This window comes from Rothia koreensis, assembly GCF_052232265.1.
GTDB lineage: Bacteria > Actinomycetota > Actinomycetes > Actinomycetales > Micrococcaceae > Rothia > Rothia koreensis.
This window is the reverse complement of the sequence record NZ_CP197643.1, coordinates 602256-623448: the sequence shown is the minus strand read 5'-3', so window position 1 is coordinate 623448 and position 21193 is coordinate 602256. Positions and strand designations below refer to the sequence as shown.

18 protein-coding genes are annotated in these 21193 nt (G+C 65.8%); 13 read left to right on the top strand and 5 right to left on the bottom strand.

From position 1 onward, the window contains the following. Positions 1-450: 450 nt before the first annotated feature. The 5 genes from ACTSLZ_RS02700 (at position 451) to ACTSLZ_RS02680 (ending at position 7215) form a co-directional block, all read left to right on the top strand. Positions 451-1017 (top strand): GNAT family N-acetyltransferase, encoded by a 567-nt coding sequence (locus ACTSLZ_RS02700; RefSeq protein ID WP_443095628.1) that lies wholly within the window; start codon positions 451-453, stop codon positions 1015-1017. Between the two features lie 259 nt (positions 1018-1276). Then, positions 1277-2587, top strand: a complete 1311-nt coding sequence (locus tag ACTSLZ_RS02695) for an ISL3 family transposase (RefSeq protein WP_179628043.1) — start codon at positions 1277-1279, stop codon at positions 2585-2587. A 482-nt stretch (positions 2588-3069) separates the two neighbouring features. Further along, positions 3070-3573 carry a C39 family peptidase gene (locus ACTSLZ_RS02690; protein WP_443096083.1) on the top strand — a complete coding sequence of 168 codons (504 nt, stop codon included), beginning with the start codon at positions 3070-3072 and terminating at the stop codon, positions 3571-3573. A 222-nt stretch (positions 3574-3795) separates the two neighbouring features. After that, positions 3796-5304 carry a M48 family metalloprotease gene (locus ACTSLZ_RS02685; protein WP_443095627.1) on the top strand — a complete coding sequence of 503 codons (1509 nt, stop codon included), beginning with the start codon at positions 3796-3798 and terminating at the stop codon, positions 5302-5304. A 228-nt stretch (positions 5305-5532) separates the two neighbouring features. Next, positions 5533-7215, top strand: a complete 1683-nt coding sequence (locus ACTSLZ_RS02680; RefSeq protein WP_443095626.1) for an ATP-binding cassette domain-containing protein — start codon at positions 5533-5535, stop codon at positions 7213-7215. 34 nt (positions 7216-7249) lie between these two features. On the opposite strand, the gene ACTSLZ_RS02675 is transcribed toward ACTSLZ_RS02680, so the two are convergent. Beyond that, positions 7250-9247, bottom strand: a complete 1998-nt coding sequence (locus ACTSLZ_RS02675; RefSeq protein ID WP_129316121.1) for a glycoside hydrolase family 15 protein — start codon at positions 9245-9247, stop codon at positions 7250-7252. A gap of 112 nt (positions 9248-9359) precedes the next feature. On the opposite strand from ACTSLZ_RS02675, the gene ACTSLZ_RS02670 reads away from it, so the two are divergent. The 3 genes from ACTSLZ_RS02670 to ACTSLZ_RS02660 are packed head-to-tail and all read left to right on the top strand — an operon-like array spanning position 9360 to position 12516. Continuing rightward, positions 9360-9701, top strand: coding sequence for a metal-sensitive transcriptional regulator (locus ACTSLZ_RS02670; RefSeq protein WP_129316122.1), 342 nt, complete (start codon positions 9360-9362; stop codon positions 9699-9701). A 52-nt stretch (positions 9702-9753) separates the two neighbouring features. Continuing rightward, positions 9754-9969, top strand: coding sequence for a heavy-metal-associated domain-containing protein (locus ACTSLZ_RS02665; protein ID WP_129316123.1), 216 nt, complete (start codon positions 9754-9756; stop codon positions 9967-9969). Between the two features lie 33 nt (positions 9970-10002). After that, positions 10003-12516 (top strand): heavy metal translocating P-type ATPase, encoded by a 2514-nt coding sequence (locus ACTSLZ_RS02660; protein WP_443095625.1) that lies wholly within the window; start codon positions 10003-10005, stop codon positions 12514-12516. 103 nt (positions 12517-12619) lie between these two features. Here the strand turns inward: ACTSLZ_RS02660 and ACTSLZ_RS02655 are convergent, their stop codons facing one another. The 3 genes from ACTSLZ_RS02655 to pdxR all read right to left on the bottom strand — a co-directional run bounded on the left by ACTSLZ_RS02655 (position 12620) and on the right by pdxR (position 15371). Further along, on the bottom strand, positions 12620-13036 hold the full coding sequence (locus tag ACTSLZ_RS02655; protein WP_443095624.1) for a hypothetical protein: 417 nt from the start codon (positions 13034-13036) through the stop codon (positions 12620-12622). A 95-nt stretch (positions 13037-13131) separates the two neighbouring features. Beyond that, the gene (locus tag ACTSLZ_RS02650) at positions 13132-13731 is read right to left on the bottom strand and encodes a DUF308 domain-containing protein (RefSeq protein WP_129316125.1); all 600 of its coding nucleotides are present in this window, start codon (positions 13729-13731) and stop codon (positions 13132-13134) included. 86 nt (positions 13732-13817) lie between these two features. Further along, a complete protein-coding gene (gene pdxR, locus ACTSLZ_RS02645; protein ID WP_443095623.1) occupies positions 13818-15371 on the bottom strand; it encodes a MocR-like pyridoxine biosynthesis transcription factor PdxR in 1554 nt (517 codons plus the stop codon). Between the two features lie 248 nt (positions 15372-15619). On the opposite strand from pdxR, the gene ACTSLZ_RS02640 reads away from it, so the two are divergent. The 5 genes from ACTSLZ_RS02640 to ACTSLZ_RS02620 all read left to right on the top strand — a co-directional run bounded on the left by ACTSLZ_RS02640 (position 15620) and on the right by ACTSLZ_RS02620 (position 20554). After that, positions 15620-16090 (top strand): hypothetical protein, encoded by a 471-nt coding sequence (locus tag ACTSLZ_RS02640; protein ID WP_443095622.1) that lies wholly within the window; start codon positions 15620-15622, stop codon positions 16088-16090. A gap of 2 nt (positions 16091-16092) precedes the next feature. Beyond that, positions 16093-16287, top strand: coding sequence for a helix-turn-helix transcriptional regulator (locus tag ACTSLZ_RS02635; RefSeq protein ID WP_443095621.1), 195 nt, complete (start codon positions 16093-16095; stop codon positions 16285-16287). 160 nt (positions 16288-16447) lie between these two features. Beyond that, a complete protein-coding gene (pdxS, locus tag ACTSLZ_RS02630; protein ID WP_443095620.1) occupies positions 16448-17365 on the top strand; it encodes a pyridoxal 5'-phosphate synthase lyase subunit PdxS in 918 nt (305 codons plus the stop codon). Positions 17366-17372: 7 nt separating this feature from the next. Then, positions 17373-17957 carry a pyridoxal 5'-phosphate synthase glutaminase subunit PdxT gene (gene pdxT, locus ACTSLZ_RS02625; RefSeq protein WP_178979171.1) on the top strand — a complete coding sequence of 195 codons (585 nt, stop codon included), beginning with the start codon at positions 17373-17375 and terminating at the stop codon, positions 17955-17957. Positions 17958-18130: 173 nt separating this feature from the next. After that, positions 18131-20554 carry an FdhF/YdeP family oxidoreductase gene (locus tag ACTSLZ_RS02620; RefSeq protein ID WP_129316131.1) on the top strand — a complete coding sequence of 808 codons (2424 nt, stop codon included), beginning with the start codon at positions 18131-18133 and terminating at the stop codon, positions 20552-20554. 104 nt (positions 20555-20658) lie between these two features. Here ACTSLZ_RS02620 and ACTSLZ_RS02615 read toward each other — a convergent pair whose 3' ends face one another. Further along, on the bottom strand, positions 20659-21165 hold the full coding sequence (locus tag ACTSLZ_RS02615; protein WP_443095619.1) for an HD domain-containing protein: 507 nt from the start codon (positions 21163-21165) through the stop codon (positions 20659-20661). Positions 21166-21193 lie beyond the last annotated feature (28 nt).

The following is a 21193-nucleotide window of genomic DNA, read 5'->3' as shown; positions in this document are numbered from 1 at the left end:
GGTGGTGGTTACCCAATTCAGAGGCGGTTACCCGACTCGATGGCGCTCTTATCGGTGGTTTTCCGTAGCGGTTGGGTGGCAGTTACCCGATTCGGTGCGTCTGGCCCTCGTCAGGAGGCGGCTAAACCCCCACCCTATGGGGGCAAACACCTCGAATTCAGGTAACCACCACCCAACGCCCCGCCCCACGGCCACGGCGTCGTCGCCCACCCAGCCGATGAACCCGCGAAGTGGCAATCCCGTGCGGAAATCCTCCCGAGGTGGCAATCCCGTGCGGTTTTGACCCCAAATTCCGCACGAAACTGCCACCTCGCGGGACAAAACGCACATGATTGCCACCTCGCGGGCCGAAACGCACAAAACTGCCACCTCGACCGCCGCACCCCGCCATAGACTGAAGACACCCCACCGAACGACGGGATCACGGCGCCCGGGAGGCGAGGACCAGCGATGAACACCGACCTGGCGGCAACGACCGACCAGCCCGAAGACCGCACCGAGCGGCTCGACCTGCACGTCCCACGCATGACTGACCTGGACGAACTGCACCGACTGTATTCGGACCCGCGCGTGTGGACGCATTTGCCGAGCGGCAGGTTCGCGGACGTCGGGACCACCCGCAATGTCCTGGCGGGCTGGATTTCGGCCTGGGACGCCGGCCTCGGAACCTGGGTAGCGCGAGAGGACGGGAAGGTGGTCGGTCACGGAGGCTGCGCCCTGCGCAACGGCGTGTTCTGGAACCTGGGGTACCGGTTCTCGCCCGAGGCCCAGGGGCGAGGACTGGCCACGGAGCTGTCGCGTCGAGCCCTCGATCGGGCGACGACGCTTCGCCCGGAGACCCCGATCGTGGCCTACCTGCTAGAGAACAACCGGGCGTCGGCCGCGGTGGCCGAAAAGTTGGGGCTCACGCTCCGCCACCGCGGACCGGACGCGGGAAACCCGGACCCGTCCGCGATACGCCTGGTCTACGCCGACAGGCCACTCCAGCCAGGGGTGCTGAAGGCGACGCAGAAGTAGCAAACGGGCGACGCCGGGATCGGACCTGACCGACAGGGACTACTGGTAGGTGACCACCCACGGCTTGGGCTCCATCTGGTAGGTCTGCTCCGGGGTGAACATCGGGGTGTCTTCGTCGTAGAAATTTTTCCACGACATGCGGATACCGGCTCTTCGCAGTTGAGGGGGTAGGTGGCTGAGCGCGTCGGTCGCCGGATGAGGGTCGAGGCCTTCCGATGATGGAAGTTCTCACACTGACCATCTGCCGGAAGACCTCGACGTGCACCACGCTACCTTCGCGACCCCTGATCTGACCGTGTTCTGCCATCTCGACGAGCTCGGCCTCGTGGCCACCGGTCAGCTTTTTGAGCCGGATCGCGCGGTGATCGAGTGCCGCGTCGCCGAGCCGGATCCGTGGTGCCGGGGATGCGGTAGCCAGGCGCTCTCGCGCGGGACGGACACGCGGCGTCTCGCCCACGAGCCGTTCGGTCATCGCCCGACGACGCTGCTGGTCCGGGTCCGCCGCTACAAGTGCTCGGGATGCGGACGGTCCTGGCGTGAGGACCTCACGGCAGCGGCGCCCGAGCGAGCCAAGCTGTCCCGTAGCGGGATGCGGTGGGCGTTGGAAGCGCTCGTGATCGACCACCTCACCGTCGCCCGCGTCGCCGCCGGCCTCGGTGTCGGTTGGCACACGGCGAACAACGCGGTCCTCGCTGAAGGGCGTCGAGTGCTGATCGACGATCCCGCCCGGTTCGACGGCGTCGCCGTGATCGGCGTCGACGAGCACGTCTGGCGCCACACGAGAGTCGGCGACAAGTACGTCACCGTCATCATCGACCTCACCCCGAACCGCGACAAGACCGGCCCCGCCCGTCTGCTGGACATGATCGAGGGTCGCTCGAAAGCCGTGTTCAAGACCTGGCTCGCCGCACGCCCGCAGGACTGGCGCGATGGTGTCGAGGTCGTCGCGATGGACGGGTTCACCGGCTTCAAGACCGCCGTCAGCGAGGAGCTCCCGGACGCGCAGGCGGTGATGGACCCGTTCCACGTCGTCCGCCTCGCCGGCGACGCCCTCGACACCTGCCGTCGTCGCGTCCAGCAGTGCCTGCACGGCCGGCGGGGCCGCAAAAACGATCCGCTCTACAAGGCCCGCCGCATCCTCCACACCGGCGCGCAGCTGCTCACTGACCGGCAGCAGACCCGTCTCGAGGCACTGTTCGCGGTCTCCGAGCACGTCGAGGTCGAGGCGACCTGGGGCATCTACCAGCGCGTGATCGCTGCCTACCGCGAACCCGATCGGAAGACGGCGAAGAAGCTGATGACAGCCGTCATCGATTCCGTCTCCAGCGGCGTCCCCGCCGCGCTCGTGGAGGTCCGCAAGCTCGGCCGCACGCTCAAGCAGCGCGCCGCCGACATCCTCGCGTTCTTCGACCGGCCCGGCACGTCCAACGGGCCAACAGAGGCGATCAACGGGCGCCTGGAACACCTCCGCGGCTCCGCCCTCGGATTCCGGAACCTCACGAACTACATAGCCCGATCGCTGCTCGACACCGGCGGCTTCAGGAACCACCTACACCCTCAAATGCGATGAGCCACATATCTCCTTCGAAGAGCCACCGTGCGCGAAAGTTCTGGTGAACATTTCCCGAACTGTCGTAACGGCACTCATATACCTATGCATTGATGCATAATCAACCATTCGCGGAATCTTTCACGAGGGCTCCGTTTTCTCCTCACACCTCCCGAACGACGCCGCGCCTGGCGTCATCGCATGCAGGTGTCATCTATTACAAATTGCTCATTAAGGGGTTTGCCGCGGTATTCAAACATTTTGAGTGACGTCATTGACTCGGAACACACCGCCTTCCTACGCTCAGTTCTGCCCGAAACAGTAGAAACAGACGGTAAGGAACATTCGACGATGAATAACTTCAAGCGCAGGTTCGTTGCAGGTGCGGCTATCGCTTCCCTGGCCACCGGTGCCATGGCTGGCGCCGCGAACGCGACCACCGCGACCCCGAGGGTGCCGACACCGCCCAGGCGTCGACCCAGGCACAGCACAAGTTCCAGTACATCAGCCAGGTCCAGGGCCAGGACTCGCAGTACAACGATTGCGGCCCCGCGAGCATCCTGATGGCTCTCCTGCAGGGCGGTGGCAAGCTGCCGAGCAATTACTCGGATTCCGATCAGAGTGCCGCCATGAGCCAGATCCGCGATGAAGCCGGACGAGGCAACTCCGAGTTCCTCCAGAGTGACGACGTCGCCACGATCCTGAGCAACCACGGCGTCAAGGGCACGGCCCATGTGAACGGCGAGGCCACCAACTCGATCGAACAGATCAAGGACGGCAAGGGCGCCGTGGTCCTGACGCAGACCGGGGTCATTGAGGGCGAGGACGCCGCGCCGGGATACGGACACTTCGTCTACATTTCCGGCTACAACAAGGACAAGGGAACCTTCACGGTCAACGACCCTCTGAAGACCTCGAAGAAGTCCTACCAGGCCACCGAGACCCAGCTGACCAACATCATCACGACGTCGGCCGAGGGCAACACTCCCTGGGTCTACACGGTCTGAGTTTCCGACCGTGATCTCCCACCGGAAGTGAGCCGGTGAGAGTTCGGCCAGAACAGGCGCCGGTTTCCGTCCGTCGGAGACCGGCGCCTGTCCGCGTTCACCGCGGTGTGCGTCGATCGGGATTCGCCCATCTCACAGCCTCGCTGGGTACAGTTGGGAAGCGAAGTGTTGCCGCAGCGACCGAAACACACCTCGCTGAGATGAGCCACCGAGAGGACGTTCATGCCCCAGAACCCGTACGGCCCGCCTCCGGGCCCCGATTTCGAGAGGGACGCCCACAAGTACGGGGCGCCCGGGGTCCATCCGCCGGAATCCGCGTTGCCGTCGCAGCCGCTGGCCGACGACGTCAGCAACGGTTGGGTCCCCGAGGACTCCCGTCAACGAGCCCGCAGCCCTCTGCCGGGGCCTTCGCTGTTCTCGACGCAGTCTCTCCTGGGGGAAGGACTGCGCGGCAAGCTGCGGCACCCCGGGGAGATCCCGTGGCTCATTGTAGGGATCTGCTTCACGATCGCGGCCTACACCTTCGCTTTCTGGGTCCTCTTCATCCGTACGTTCATGCCGATGATCACGACGCCGACCACATACACGGAGGCCGACACCGCGTCGACCTTCGACCAGTTGCTGGCCCTGATGTGCATCGTTCCGATCGCGATTTTCATCAGTCGCGGCATGCTGTACGGCCAGATGCGGCTCAGCGGCGTCCGTATCACCCCCACACAATTCCCCGAGGCCTACGAGATGCTCGTGGGCGCAGCCAAAGCCCACGGTCTGCGCCGTGTACCGGACGCCTACGTGGTGCTGGGCAACGGCACGATCAACGCTTTCGCCTCGGGCCATGGTCACCGTCGTTTCGTCGCGATCTACTCCGACCTGTTCGAGGTCGGCGGCGAGGCCCGTGACCCGGACGCTTTGCGATTCATCATCGGCCACGAGGTCGGCCACATTGCGGCCGGCCACACCTCGTACTTCCGGCTCCTGGGCGTTTCGGCCTTCCAGAACGTGCCGTTCCTGGCCTCGATCCTCTCCAGGGCACAGGAGTACACCGCGGACAACTTCGGTTACCGGTATTGCCCGCGCGGTTCGGAAGGCACGATCCGTACCCTGGCGGCCGGCAAGTACCTGAACAAGGACGTGAATTTCCAGGAGTTGGCCGACCGCGCCGTCTACGAGCGCGGATTGTTCACGTGGCTCGCCAACCTCAACATGTCCCATCCGGCGACGACGTGGCGCGCTCACGCCCTGCGCGATCGTTCCCGTCCCGGCCGCCTCATCTGGCGTCCGCGACTCAACCCGGCGAACAACCCGCTCTCCATGGTTCCCGCCGCGGAACCGGCGGCCTCCTGGCCGGACCCGCTCCAGAGCACCGAGTTCCTGGGCACGTACCCGGAGAAGCCGGGCAATGCGCACTGGGGCGTCAACGTTGTCTCCGACAAGGAGGTCGCCGACCGCCGCGACCGCGTGATCCCTGACCTGCTGGACATCTATTGGGCGGGCCCCGGTCGGCGCGGATTCTGCGGTCCGAACGGCCCCGCAGGACCGGAAGGCCAGACCGGCCCGAACGGGCCCACCGGTACCACCGGTTCCGCGGACGACGATTCGGCCCGCCCCCGACGCTCGAGCGGATACGGCATTGACCCCGAACCCGGTGACCGGCACCGGCAGGCCCCTCCTGAGACCCGCGATTCGCCGGATTCTTCGGGAGACACCCCGCGCCCGCCCGAGAACGACTGATTCGGACTGCGGTATCGCGCGAAGCGCCCCCTGCCTCGTGAAGGCAGGGGGCGCTTCGCGCATCTGTCAGTCTCCCGCCATTCCCATCGACTCGCATCGCATGCTACGCTCATCTCGCTTCTGCCCCCGAACAAAGGAAATGCATTGGACAGTGCACCTCTCGCCCCCATCGGCTGAGCAGGACCACCGCGTCCGCTCGGCCTGCCATCACGCTGAGAGGACGCCATTATGCCTATCCAACACAACATTTCCCTCGTCGGAATCGGCTTTTCCTGGCCGGACGGGACCCCGTGCCTGACTGATGTCGACGTCGTGTACGACGCCGGCCTGCATGGCCTCATCGGGTCCAACGGGTCCGGCAAATCCACCCTGGTCGACATCATCACGGGTGGCCTCGACCCCGCGCACGGCTCGGCCACGGCCCCGCCGAGGACCCATGTCCTGCGGCAGGATCTGGGCCTGGAGACCGCGACGACGGTCGCCGACCTGCTCGGCATCTCCCCTGTTCTCTCCGCGATCGACGCGGTGACGCAGGGCGACGTCGATCCACAGCACTTCGACGTGATCGGTGACGACTGGGACCTCCGCGACCGGGCCGAGGCAGCGATGCACCGAGCCGGAATGCCCGGCATCGGCCTGGACCGCGAGGTCGGCACGCTGTCCGGGGGCCAAGCCGTCAGGACCGCGCTGCTCGGGATCCGGCTTGCACTGCCGGAAGCGCTGATACTCGACGAACCCACCAACAATCTCGATGCTGAGGCCCGCGAGCAATTGGCTGGCCTCCTGGACGGCTTGCGACATCGCATACCGGTACTCGTGATCAGCCACGACAAGGCGCTCCTGGAACGATGCGACTCGATCAGCGAGCTCCGGCAGGTCGACCCGCGAAACCCGGCGTCGACCCTGCGACGGTTCGAGGGAAGTTTTTCCGCGTGGGAAGCCACCGTGGACGCCGAGGAAGAGACCAAGCGTCGCGACATTCGCGATGCCCGGGCGACCGCGGACAGGGAGAAGCGCGACCGGATCAATCAGCAGATCAGGCAGTCGCGGGACGAACGGCGCGGCAAGAAATTCGCGGAGACCAAGCGCAAACCTCCCATCGCCATGGGCGGGGACAAGGAGAATTCGGAGAAGTCCTCCGCCCGGGCGCGTGCCCTGATGGCCGACCGCGAGCGCGCCGCCAACGACAGGCTCGCCGCGGCGGAGGACTCGCTCCGCCGGAGCGAGGACGTCTACCTGGACCTCCCGGACACTGCGGTCGGCAACGGCACGAGAATCGTGGAATTACAACTTCTCGAGGACGCCGGGGTGGTCGGCTCCGCGCAGGAGCCCGAGGACGACGTCGTTCCCTTGCCGACGGACGAAACCCACGTCATCGTCTCCGGGCCCGAGCATCTGCGGATCTCAGGACGCAATGGTTCGGGCAAGAGCACGTTGCTCGAGCGTGTGGTGACCGGCGCTCCCATGGCTTTCGTATCGGCGCCTGGCATGGGCCGGATCTACGAGGTGATCGGGAGGACCGATCGCGTCGGGTACCTTCCCCAGCGGATCCGGCTGGACCCGGAGGCAACGGTTCTCGAAACGGTGGCCGCGAGCAACCCGGGGGCCAGCGACCAGCGGCTCCGGGACGACTTGGCGCGTTTGCTGTTCCGGCGCGACACGGTATTCGCGAAGGTTCGGACGCTCTCCGGCGGTGAGCGTTTCCGCGTCGCACTGGCCAGGATCCTTCTCTCGGCGCCCGCGCCGAGGCTCCTGGTGCTCGACGAGCCGACCAACAACCTGGACATGGGCACGGTCGACTGGCTGGTCAACGCCCTGGGCGGATTCCGGGGCGCGCTCCTGGTGGTCAGCCACGACGAGGACTTCCTGGACCGGATTCGCATCGACCGGACCGTGCCGTTGGACGCATGACGCCGCCCTCTGCGCGAAGCGGGCGGAGAAACGTCTAGAGCAGGATCGCGTCGATCGCGGAGACCAGGGCGATATGCGCGAGCGTCTGGGGGAAATTCCCGGTCATGCGCGAGCGGGCCAGGGAGTATTCGGAAGAGAGCAGGCCGACGTCGTTGGCCTTCTCCAGCACTCCGTCCAGGATGTCGCGGCCGCGGGCGATGTTCCCGGACCGGATGTGCTGCTCGGCAAGCCACAACGAGGACGCGAAGTGGGCGTTGTCCTGCCCCTCGAATCCGTCCAGCCGGTCGGCGTTGCGGTAGCGGTAGATCAGTCCGCCGCCGGCATCGAGTTCGGTCTCGATGCGCTCCACGGTGCCGCGCATCTCCGGCGAATCGAAGGAGACGAACCCGGTGTGGGCGACATTCAGCAGTGCGGAGTCGACGCTCGTTCCGCCGTAGTACTGCACGAACGAGTTGAGTTCCCGGTTGAAGCCGTGGGCCCAGATCTGTTCGGCGAGTCGGTCGCGGGCGGCCGCCCAGAGGTCGGCGTCGCCGGACAAGCCGTGGGTCCGGACGCCGCGAACCCCGGCATCGAGCGCGGCCCACAGCATGATCTGGGAGTGGGTGTAGATGCGCGTTTCCCCGTGCATTTCCCAGATGCCTTGGTCCTCTTCGCCGACGTGGTCCACGGCGGACCCGAGAAGCGCCTGCTGAAGGGGCCACGAGAGGTGGTCTTCCGCGTAGCCCAGGCGGCGCAGCTTTTCGAACGTCACCATGAGTTGGCCCATGGCGTCTCCCTGCAGCTGCATGGCCGCGCCGCTCCCACGGCGAACGGGCACGGAGCCTTCATAGCCGGGCAGATCGATCTTCCGTTCGAAGTCGTCGCTCTCCCCGGCGAGACCGTACACGTTGTGCAACCGGGTCGGGTCGTTGGCGATGGCCCGGAGCAACCAGTTCCGCAGCTGGGTCGCCTCGCGGTCGTGGTCGTGGCCGATCGCGACTCCGACCGACTGGGCGACGTCGCGCAACCAGCAGAACCGGTGGTCCCAGTTGCGTTGGCCGCCGATGACCTCGGGCAATGAGGTGGTCGGGGAGGCAACCATGCCGCCTGTCTCGCGGTTCATGAGCGCGCGGATCACGAGCAGGGACTGGCGCCGCGCTTCGCGATAGGTCTCGAGCTGCGGGTCCTGCTGTTCCTCTTCCTCGGTCTCGCCGCCCGGCACAGCGCCGAGCGGGATGGCCCCGGAATGGCCGTCGACCACGGGCATCGCCGTGGTGGTCGGGACCGGTCCGGTGCTGGTGGGAACGGGTTCGCTCGGATCGTTGTACAGATCGGACCATTCGCTCCACTGGTCGGCGGTCCGGTGCAACGAGTCGTTGAAGTCCACCGGCGCCGGCGGATTCCGGTGGGAGGCAAAGTAGGTGAGCGAAAAGTCCCTCACCTGACCGGCGGAAATGTCGAATTGACCGGCATGGCAGCGATGAGCGACGTCGGGAATGGGGTCGCCGCGGAACACCAGCGCGTCGGGCCCGGCCATCGCGACGAGCATCCCGTCGGCCGGGTCGGGGTATCCCGTCTGCGGGTCGGGGGCGCCGTCGTATCGGGTGACCCACGGGACGGTGCGGCCGTAGTTGAATCGCAGGGCGAGTTCCTGGTGCATGGTGACTTCGCCCGTGAGCCCCTCGACGCGACGAACGATCTCGGTCCTGTTGCCCAGCGGCATGAAGTCCGTGACCCTGACCGACCCGGTACTGGTGGACCAGATGGTGTGGAGCACGAAGGAGTTCTCGCCGTAGAAGCGCTCGGCAACCTTGGCGGGCGCGTCCTCCTGGGCCGTGTCCTCTGCCGGTGCGCCGGTCACCGTGTCCGGGAATACCGCGGCGGCGGGGGCCAGTAGCCAACGACCGTGATCGTCGGAGCCCAGGAGTGCTGCGAATGCGGCCTCGGAGTCGAACCTGGGTGCGCAGAACCAATCCACGGATCCGTCCCGCGAAATCAGTGCGGCAGTGCTCATGTTGGAGAGCAGGGCATAGTCCTCAATCTTCGAAGCCATAGGTCAACTCTCGCACAAACAGGCCCGAGCGTTCGCCCCTTCGGCGTCAAACGCTTCAATTCTCACAACCAACCCCTTGTCTTATACCCCTAGGGGGTATACATTCGGTGCCATGAGCGAGACATCGAGCCACCAGGCCGCGGACCCCCATCAGCCTCCCCACGGGTACACCCATGACAAGGAGGCTTACCTGAAGCGACTCCGTCGCATCGAGGGCCAGATCCGCGGTGTGCAGCGCATGGTCGAGGAGGACACGTACTGCATCGACGTGCTGACCCAGATTTCGGCCGCGAACAAGGCACTGCACGCCGTCGCGATCGGGCTGCTGGACGAACACCTCAACCATTGCGTGGTGGGCGCGGCCGAGGCCGCCGCCGGCGGGGGCGATCCCGCGATCGTCCGGGACAAGGTCTCGGAGGCGACGGCGGCCATTTCACGACTCGTTCGGAGCTAGCAGCCCGGCCTTCGCGGCCCGGACCGAACACCACTCTCCGAAAGGACAGCACATGAACACCACAGACATCACGGTCCGCGGCATGACCTGCCAGCACTGCGTTGCATCCGTGACCGAGGAACTCCAGGAGATCGGGAACGTGCAGGCCGTCGAGGTCTCGCTCGAAGCGGGCGGGGACTCCCCTGTTCGCGTGACCCACGAGGGAGAACTGGACCCGGCGGCGGTCAACGACGCCGTCGCCGAAGCCGGGTACACCCTGGTCGACTGACCCCAACCATCACTACTCGCACGAGAAGGACTCATGCCCACCGCAACACCGTCAGCGAACAACCCGTCAACCGATGAGGGCGACCGCGTCGTCGACCTCACCGTCGAGGGGATGACTTGCGCTTCCTGCGTCGGGCGGGTCGAACGCAAGCTGGGCAAACTCGACGGCGTCGAGGCCAGCGTGAACCTTCCGCTCGGTACGGCGAAGGTCACCGCCCCCGCGCACATCTCAGACGAGAACCTGCTCGAGGCCGTGCGCAAGGCCGGTTACACGCCTTCCCTCGCGACCCGCGCGACCGGGAAACGCGGGTCCGACACGGGGACGGGTGCGCCTGCCGGCGCGTCCGCGAAGACTGACGCCGCCGCACCGGCCGACGCCGCAGCCCCTACCGTTGCCGCCGCTCCCACCGGCCACCGCTCGAAGGACGCCAGCGGTTCCACGCCCGTCCACGCGCAGCACGGACACCACGCCCCCGAAACAGAGCAGGGTACGGAGAACAGTTACGGTGAGGGCCACGGTCACGACGACCACGCCGGCCACGGCATGGCCATGCCTCCGGAGTCGTCCCTGATCCGGCGCATCTGGGTCTCAGCGATTTTCACGGTGCCGCTGTTCGCGATATCCATGATCCCGTGGTTCCAGTTCCCGCACTGGGCCTGGGCCGCGGCGGTTCTCGCCCTGCCCGTGGCCACGTGGTCGGCGTGGCCGTTCCACGTCACCGCTGCTCGGGCCGCGCGTCACGGCGCGTCGACCATGGACACGCTGGTCTCGCTCGGCGTCGTCGTCTCCTACCTGTACTCCCTCGGCAGACTGATCGCCGAGCCGGGCATGACGGCGGGCGCCCACCCTGGTGGTCACATGGACATGTCTTCCCACCAGGTCTACTTCGAGACCGCCGCCGTGGTGACGTTCTTCCTGCTGATCGGCCGGTACACCGAGACCCGGGCGCAGTCCCGATCCAGCGAGGCGCTCCACAAGCTGCTCGATCTGGGCGCCCGCGAGGTCGACGTCGTTCGCTCCGGAAGCGCCGAACCGGTCCGCATCCCGGTGGAAGAGTTGCGTGTGGACGAAGAATTCGTGGTCCGACCGGGTGAAAAGATCGCGACGGACGGCGTCGTGGTCGATGGCGACTCCGCGGTCGACGAGTCCATGCTGACGGGCGAGTCCGTACCGGTCGACGTCGGCCCGGGGAGCAATGTCACGGGTGCGACCCTCAACGCCAACGGTCGCCTCCTGGTGCGCGCCACGCGAGTCGGAGAAGGAACGACGCTGGCGCAGATGGGTCGCCTGGTCGCGGACGCGCAGGCGTCCAAGGCCCCGGTCGCCCGCCTCGCCGATCGGATCTCGGCGGTGTTCGTCCCGGTCGTGCTGGTCCTGGCCACCCTCACGTTCATTCTGTGGTGGACGATCGGCGGCGCTCTGACACCGGCGTTCGTTGCCGGCGTCTCGGTCCTGGTGATCGCCTGCCCGTGCGCCCTCGGCCTCGCGACCCCTACCGCGCTGTTGACCGGTACCGGCCGCGGTGCCCAACTCGGGATCCTCATCAAGTCGGCCCAGGTCCTGGAGGACACGCGACGCGTGAACACGGTCCTGCTCGACAAGACGGGAACGGTCACGAGCGGGGAGCTCTCCGTGGAGGGCACCCGGGTGCTCGGGTCGTCGGCCGCCGTCCGGGATGGCGATTCCCTGTTGGTTCTGGCCGGCGCCGTCGAGGACGCCTCCGAGCACCCGATCGCGCGCGCCATAGCCGATGCCGCCCGGCGGGCGCACGGCTCGCTGCCTCGGGTCGACGACTTCACGAGCGCGGCCGGTGGCGGCGTGCGGGGGCGCGTCGTCGTGAACGGCTCCGCGCACGACGTCGCCATCGGGCAGGCGTCGTGGCTCGCCGACGTCGGTGTGGATGTACCCTCCGACCATCTCGATGTCGTGTCCCGGACCCAGGAGCGTGGCGAAACGTCGATCCTCGTCGCGGTGGACGGGGCATCGGCCGGGATGCTTGCCCTCCGCGACAGGCCCAAGGACGACGCCGCCTCCTCCATCGCGGAGCTTCGCGAGATGGGACTCCGGCCCGTCCTCCTGACCGGCGACGCCGCCCCCGTGACACGCGCTGTCGCGACGGAGGTCGGCATCGACCCCTCGGACGTGATCGCCGGAGTCAGCCCGAGCGGCAAGGTGGAACAGGTCGAACGGCTGCAGGGTCAGGGAAAGGTCGTGGCCATGGTCGGCGACGGGGTCAATGACGCGGCCGCACTGGCACGGGCCGATCTCGGTGTCGCCATGGGCGCGGGCACCGACGTGGCCCTCGAGGCATCGGATATCACCCTGGTTCGCGGCGAGGTGGGGGCCGTGGCCCAAGCCATCCGGCTGTCCCGGGCCACGCTCCGCGTGATCAAGTCCAGCCTGTTCTGGGCCTTCGGGTACAACGTCGTGGCGATTCCCGTTGCGGCCCTCGGCCTGCTCAACCCCATGGTCGCGGGTGCCGCCATGGCGTTCTCCTCGGTCTTCGTGATCCTGAACGCCCTGCGGCTCAAGGGGTTCGGCAGGTAGCCCCCTCGGCCGGTCTGTTCGGGGACCCAGAAGAAAATCACCGCCGAGCCTGTCCACGGCTCGGCGGTGATTTTCTTGCGTGTGGTCCCAGGATCTCCTGGGGTCAGTTGTGTTCTTCCGGATGTGCGCGTTGGCCGTAGTCGGGGCCGTCCTCGGAGCCGCCGGACGCGGAGCCGCCGGACTGTTCCGAGCCGCCTCCTTCGCGAGCCTCACGTTCGCGTGCATCCTTGCGCGCTTTTGCCTGAGCGTAAAGATCGGCCGATCTCTTGTTGATGCCTGTGCCCTGACCCAGCTCTTCGTCATTCGGCTTCTCGACGATGATCAGGGTCGCGCAGACGACGAGGGTCCCGACGAAGACGCAACCGGCCACCGACAGAGCGAGACGGAATTCGGGGGCGTTGTTGGTACCGCCCGTGGCGAAGATCAGGATGCACACGAATGCGACGACGGCCAGGACGGCCGCGATGATGAGCGGTCCCTTGATGTCGGCCTTGATTCCGCGCTTGGGGCGCTGTGCCACGTGTGTTCCTCCTGGTGTCTGCGGATGCCCCTTCAGTCTACGTCCCGAAGCAGGATCGCGCCGTCCGAGCCCGCCAAGGTTTCGCCCTCCGGGGACTAGTCGCCGGGGTTCTGTTGCTCCAGTGCCACGGCGTCGTGCCGGAAGGTCAGCGCCGCGAGAAGCAGGAAAATGCCGACGATGATGGCTCCTCCGCCGGTGACGCCGAAGCTCGCCTTGGGGCCAATTTCACCGACGAGGAAGAGGGCCGCTCCCGTTAGGAAAGTCACCAATCCCGCAATCTTCCAGTCCTTGGACATCGCGGAGGTCGAGGTGGTTCGCATTCCTTGGAGCAGTTCGGTGATTCCGCAGACCGTGAGGATAAGGCCCGCGATGAGCACAAGGATCGGCAGTGATGCCGCGAAAGCGACCGTGAGCACGCCGCCCAGCAAGTACAGGATCGCGAACGACTGGATCACGGAGCTGCTGGATCCTCGACTGCCGTAGACGTGTTCGTTGAGGCTGCGTTGCATGTAGATCAGCCCGATGCCCTGAGCGATCAGGTAGAGACCCAGGACCCAGCGCACGAGCATGAGGCTCGGCTCCTGCCAGAAGACCGTGATCAGGCCGTACACGAGGCAGATGAGGGAGCGGACCAGCACCGGTCCGAACAGAGCGCGAAGCTCCCGAACCGTCTGGCGGATTTCCTGAGCGGGCATTCGGCGGCGTGCCTTTCGCAAATTGGGTGTCGCGACGGCGCACGAGAGGGGCTCGGCGCAGGGTTTCAGCTTACCGCCCGGTTCGGTCACCGGAAACGTGAGGCTTCTCCGATACAGCGCTCGAGCGACTCCCGGAGCAGGGTGAGGCCCCGCTCGAAGCGTTGCTCGGAGAGCCCTCCGAAGCCGACGACGACCCCGGCCCGCCCGCTGCCACCGCTCCAGTAGGTGCCGAGTGCGCCCACCGCGACGCCGCGCCGTCGGGCGTCGTCGATGACCTGTTCTTCGGCGGCGGCCGTGGGCAGGCGAATGACTGCGTGCAGACCGCCGTCCATGGGCAGGACCTCGACGCCGGGGTGGTCCTTCGCCGTGTCGAAGGCCGTGGCGAGCATGTCCCGCCTGCGCCGGTAGCTCCTCCGCATGCGCGCGGTGTGCCTCTGGAGGCCCCCGTCGGCCATGAACCGAGTCATCGCGTCCTGGAGGATCCCGGAGATCGGCGGGCCGGCGTCGCCCTTGAGTCTGACCACCTCCTTCCTCACGTGGCTCGGCATGAGCAGATATCCCAGGCCGAGCCCCGGGGTCAGGACCTTCGCGAAGGAGCCGAGCGTCACGACGGAGGTTCCCTGCTCGTCGAGGGCCGCAAGTGCCGGCAGCGGGTCACCGACGTAGCGGAGTTCGGAGTCGTAATCGTCCTCGACGAGGATCGCCCGGTTCTCTGCGGCCCACTGGATGAGTTCGAGCCTCCTCGGGGCGGGCATCGAGGCACCCATCGGGTACTGGTGCGAGGGGGTCACCAGCACGACGTCGGGGCGGTCCGTTCCCGACGGGAGGCGAGCCGGGTCGAGCCCCTGGTCGTCCAGGGGGATGGGAACGATGCGGTGACCGAGCGCTTGCGGAACCTTGTGGAGCGACGGGTACCCCGGGTCTTCGACGGCGACGACCAGGGGTCGCCCTTCCCTCTCATGGAGCGTCATGAGCAGGATGCGGAGCCCATCGCGCGCACCCGCTGTGACCAGCAGATCGTCCGGGCTTCGAATCACCGATCGCATGAGCCGCAGATATTCGCTGAGTTGGTTCCGGAGGTGGGGAGATCCCTGGGGTTCGTACCCGAGGGACGGGTCGGCCGCGGCGGCTCGCCACGCGGCCCGCCAGGTCGTATTGGCCAGCGACGACGTATCCGGGGTTCCCGGACGGAGGTCGAGGAGTGCGAGATCCCGGCTTTCCTTCGCGACTCCCGCGATCGAGTCGCGGTTCTCGGTCCAGGTTCGCGCGCATCCTGACGCGGGCGACGACGCCCCATGGGGTCCCCTCCTTAGAGACGCTGACCCGACAGTGATCGCGGCGGGGTTGTTTCCCGTGAAACCTTCCGCCCCCAGGCCGGAGAGTTCGGTGGTGATGCGCGTACTGCCGCGATCGGCTTCGAGATAGCCCTCCACGGCGAGCTGGTCGTACGCCGAGGTCACGGAGCCGCGCGAGACGCCGATCCGCGTCGCAAGAGTCCGACTGGACGGCAAAGGGTCGCCGGGGCGAAGACGCCCCTCAGCAACCAAGGAGCGGATCTGGTCAACGATCTGGCCGGGGATGGTTCCCTGCCCGCGCATGACACTGAGGGGCAGGTCGGCCTCGGAACGGTATCTGGGCATCGAGCTCATTCCGCCTGCGGACGGCGGGTCGAAAGGCCACTGTGAGCCAGGAAGGGAGACCGGGACATGCAAAAATCCTAGAAGATTTTTGACGCGGCACCGGACGGAATCGGCTCGAAGTGGCAATTTTGTGCGGATTCGGCGTCGAAAACCGCTAAATATTGCCACCTCGCGGGGCCGCCTTGCGTTCAACGTCCACACATGTAAAGGTTGCTTGACACGTTAAGGACGCTTTACAAGGAGGATTCATGGCACAGGACAACGACGCTCCCCTTCTGCCCCGCTGGGGATACACCAAGCTCGGGCGCCGGAAGATCCCGGCGTGGAAACCGACTCTCGCGCTCGGATTGGTGACGGACGGCGTGGCGAGCCTACTCGCAGCCTTCCCCACGACTTCCGACCCCTTCAACGCTCTGGCCTTCTTTGTTTTCCTGGTGTTTCTCTGGGCACCGCTGACCATGCTGTGGTGGGTCGCTCTCGTGGACAGAAAGACGGTACGGGGTGCTACCCGGGATCCTGAGAAGTCAATCGAGTCGACCTGGTACTCCGGGGCCGCAGAAGGGGTCTTTCATGACCTCATGATCATCATGGGACTGGGGGCGGTGGCGACTACATGGTGGAAGCCCTCCTTCGATATATCCTGGTTCTTCCTCGGCGCTTGCGTGGTGATGATGCTCGACTTCTCCCTGCGATACGCCACCCTCAGAGCCAGGAGCTGACCATGAAGAACCGGGTGCGGGAGTACCGAAACTCCCGGGAGTGGTCCCAGCAGCACTTGGCCGACATGCTGGGCGTTTCCCGGCAGACGATTCTCTCGATCGAAAAGGGAAAGTACGATCCTTCCCTGCCCCTGGCCTTCCAGATGGCCTCCGTCTTCGAGTGCATGATCGAGGATCTCTTCCTCCCGGAACCCTGAGGCCCCTGCACCCGTTCGAGACGACGGGCCCGTGAGTTCCGCTGCAAGGGACCCGCATGCCGCCCCCGAGGGGTGGAGAAGCCTGCTGGAAACTGGACCAAAAATTTTCGGCAATTCTGGCCCTTACAATGATCCACCCATTCGGTGGACGATGGACCCCATGACTGATTCAACGAACGAAACCTCCGCCCGCACCGGTTCCCCTCTCGTCAAGAGGGGTCTGGCCGACATGCTGAAGGGTGGAGTGATCATGGACGTGGTCACCCCGGAGCAGGCACGCATCGCCGAGGATGCGGGTGCGGTCGCCGTCATGGCTCTGGAGCGTGTGCCGGCGGATATTCGCGCCCAGGGCGGCGTCGCCCGGATGTCGGACCCGGACCTGATCGACCAGATCATCGACACCGTGTCCATCCCGGTGATGGCCAAGGCCCGCATCGGCCACTTCGTGGAGGCCCAGGTCCTGGAGTCCCTGAAGGTGGACTACATCGACGAGTCCGAGGTTCTTTCCACCGCCGACTATGTCAATCACATCGACAAGCAGAAGTTCACGGTTCCGTTCGTCTGTGGCGCCACGAACCTCGGCGAGGCCTTGCGCCGCATCGCCGAGGGTGCGGCGATGATCCGGTCGAAGGGCGAGGCCGGAACCGGCGACGTGTCCGAGGCGACCAAGCACATCCGCACGATCCGGGCGCAGATCGCGGATCTGCAGGCCGCGTACGCGGCGTCGCCCGATGCCCTGTACGTCAAGGCGAAGGAACTTTCGGCCCCGTACGACATCGTTCTGGAGGTCGCTCGCGCCGGGAAGCTGCCGGTGGTTCTGTTCACCGCGGGCGGTGTGGCGACGCCGGCCGATGCGGCGATGATGATGCAGCTCGGCGCGGATGGCGTGTTCGTCGGCTCCGGCATCTTCAAGTCCGGGAACCCGGAACAGCGCGCGGCCGCCATCGTCAAGGCCACCGCCTATTACGACGACGCCGCGGCGGTCGCCGAGGCTTCTCGCGGTCTGGGCGAGGCGATGGTCGGTATCAACGTGGGTGATCTGCCCGCGCCGCACCGCCTTGCCGAACGCGGCTGGTAAGGCGGCGATGAGCAGCCCGACGATTGGGGTTCTCGCGCTCCAGGGCGGGGTGGCCGAGCACCAGCGCATGCTCGGCCACCTCGGGGCGGAGACCGTACTGGTGCGCAAGCCCGAGCAGTTGGACGCCATCGATGCCTTGGTACTTCCCGGTGGTGAATCGTCCACGATCGACCGCCTGACCCGAATCTTCGGGTTGCGAGATCCTTTGATCGATGCGATTCGGGGCGGCCTGCCGGTCCTGGGGACGTGCGCGGGCCTGATCCTGCTCTCCTCCCACATCGATGACCCCGCGCCGGGGCAACAGTCCCTGTCCGTGCTGGACGTGGGGGTTTCCCGGAATGCCTTCGGTTCACAAGTGGCTTCGGCGGAAGTCACGTTGACGTGGTTGGGCACGGCATCGCCGTCGGTCCGTGCCGCGTTCATTCGCGCACCCGTCGTCACGAGCCACGGTCCGGAGGTCGAGCCGCTGGCCGAGCACGAGGACCGAGTGGTCGCCGTGCGGCAGGGCAACGTTCTGGGTATCTCATTCCACCCCGAGCTGACGGGCGACACCACGGTCCATCGGGAGCTCCTGGAGATGGCTTCGACCTGACCGGCCAGAACCCCAGCGCGGCGAAGACGCGAGGATCTTTCCCCTGGTCCCGGCCCATAACCCATCGTCTGGCAACTTATTTCGTGGGCGGAGTATCGTGGGCGACAAGACGTCGATCCGACCGCTCCCGGGCCGGCCGGACGAGGGAACCATAATCCGGGCGAGGAGAGAGCATGACCGTCCATCCACACGTCAGGGGACAGTCCGACGAGACTGCCAGCGCTCCCGGCGCACACAAGGGCCCGCTCGGAAGTTCTTACCTTCGGGGGCTGACCGGTCAGCTCGTCACCGAGTGGAACGCCGATGGCGAGGAGGGCCAGGGCGGTTACGGTCCTCGCACGCACCGGCCCTTCTCCCACAAGGCGTACCACCACCCGGCGGCCGGCTATGGCGCCGCGCTCTCCGTGAGCCAGGTCTTGGCCAAGGAGCGCGAACCGATCGAGGGTGCCCGTTCGATCTTCACCATGAACCAGACGGACGGCGGTTTCGACTGCCCAGGGTGCGCCTGGCCGGATGATCCCGATGTTTCGATGGATATTTGCGAGAACGGGATCAAGCACGTCACGTGGGAGATGACGCCGAAGCGGACGACGCGCGAGTTCTTCGCCAAGCACTCCGTGACGGAGCTCGAGTCCTGGACCGACCATGACCTGGAGAAGGTCGGTCGGCTCACCGAGCCCATGTCCTACGACGCCGAGTCCGACCACTACATCCCGATCACGTGGGAGGATGCCTTCGCGATGGTCGGGGACACTCTCCGGGGTCTGGACAGCCCCCACGAAGCCACGTTCTATACTTCGGGGCGCCTGAGCAATGAGGCCACGTTCCTCTACCAGCTCTGGGCACGCGAGTTCGGCACGAATAATCTGCCCGACTGCTCGAACATGTGTCACGAGGCATCCGGCCGTGCGTTGACGGCTTCGCTGGGCACGGGCAAGGGGACTGCCGACCTGAACGACTGGCTCCAGGCGGACCTGCTGTTCGTGATGGGCGTGAACGCCGGGTCCAATGCGCCGCGCATGCTCACGGCGTTGGCCGAGGCCGAGCGCAAGGGCACCAAGATCGTTCACATCAACCCGATCATTGAGGGCGCGACCAACGGAACAATCGTGCCGCACGAAATCGATCAGATGATGATGGCCAAGGTCACGCGGACTTCCTCCCTGAATCTCCAGGTGCGGCCCGGTGGCGACATGGCGCTGATGCGCGGCATCGGCAAGCGTCTGGTCGAACTCTCCGAGAATGACCCGGAGGCCATCGATCACGCATTCCTCGAGGAGTACACCCACGATTTCGAGGCGTACCGCACGCTCGTCGATCAGACCTCCTGGGAGGACATCGAGGAACAGTCGGGTGTTTCCAAGGGCCAGATCATGCAGCTCGCGAACCTGTACCGCGAATCCAACAAGACGCTGATCTCCTGGTGCCTCGGTGTTTCCCAGCACGAGCACGGCGTGGACACGGTCCGTGAGATCGTCAACCTCCTCATGCTTCGCGGAAACCTGGGCAAGAACGGCGTCGGCCCCTCCCCCGTGCGCGGACATTCGAACGTCCAGGGCAACCGGACCTGCGGCATCGACCACCGTCCGAGCAAGGACTTCATCGAGAAGATCAACAACGTTTTCGGCCTGAACGCGCCGACCGAGCACGGCCTGGACACGGTCAGCTCGATCGAAGCCATGCACGAGGGTTCGGTCAAGGTATTCGTTTCTCTGGGCGGCAACTTCGTCCGGGCGGTACCGGATCCGGAGTACACCGAGAGGGCCATGCGGAAGCTTGATCTGAATGTGCAGGTCAGCACCAAGCTGAACCGCAGTCATATTGTGCACGGCAAGAAGTCGTTGATCCTCCCCTGCTTGGGTCGTTCCGAGAAGGACGTCCAGGCCTCCGGCGAGCAGTGCGTTTCTGCCGAGGACGCGATGTCCATGGTCCACGCCTCCTTCGGTATGAAGAAGCCGGCGTCTCCGCATCTTCTGTCGGAAATGGCGATCCTGGGAGGGATGGCACGCGCGACTCTGCCCGATTCGACGACGCCGTTCGAGAAGTACGTGGACAACTACGACGAGATCCGTGACGTGATGGCCGAGGTTCTGCCCGGTTTCGAGAATTTCAATGAGCGCGTCCGCCAGCCGGCCGGGTTCCGGATCTACCAGGCGGCCAGGGAACTGGACTTCTCCAAGACCCCGACGGGCAGAGCGAATTTCTCGACAGCCGAGCTTCCCCAGGTCGATCCCGGTGAGGGCAAGCTGGTGCTTCAGACGATGCGCTCCCATGACCAGTGGAACACCACGATCTATTCGAACAATGACCGTTACCGCGGAATCAAGAACATCCGCACCCTGGTGTTCATGAACCCGGACGATATGCGCGCACGGGGGATCCAGGAGGGAGACTTCGTCTCGATCACCTCGACGTCGAAGCTCGGGATCATGCGACGGCTGAACAAGTACCGGGCTTTCGCAAAGGATATTCCGCAGGGAAGCGCGGCCGGTTACATGCCGGAGATGAACGTGCTGATCGGAATCGAGGACTACAGCACGCAGTCCGAGCAGCCGCTGATGAAGAGCCAGCACGTAACGATCGAATTGGAGAAGTAGACCCAGCAGACCTGCCCACAGGTTCCGCCCGGTCAATCCATGGAGCGGCCCGTCACCTCGACGGGCCGCTCTTCTGCATCTGGCCACGCCCAACCACCCGGGTCTCAGGCATTCAGGAGCTCGCGTGCTCGGCCGTATTTGGCGGCCAACCGCTCCCTGGTCTCCTTGCCGAATCGGGCGGTTCGTTGAGGATCCGTGTTGTCGTCCAGATCGGCCTTCTTGACGAGTATCGCTGCGGGCACTGCCCTCACACGCTCGAAGTAAGTTTCGAGGCTTTCGCCGGGATGTTTGGTCACGGCGGCCACCGCGTCCACGACCTCGTCGGGAAAGCTTTCCCGCAGCTGGGCCTCGGTCACGGTGGTGTCTTCAAGGACATCGTGCAACCACGCGGCAGCGATCACGAGGTTCGCTTCATACCCGAAGACGCCGCGTTCCTCGCACCGGCGGGCCGCATGTGCCGCTACCCGCGCGGGATGCCCGATATACGGCTCTCCCGCCTTGTCCTTCTGGCCCTCGTGCGCAGCCGTGGCCAGCATTTCAGCACGCGGGACAAGCGAATGGTCCTTCATGCTCTCCCACATCGATTCGTCCACATGGTGTTCGCTCATCATGGTCAGACCCTCTTTTCCGATGATCGTG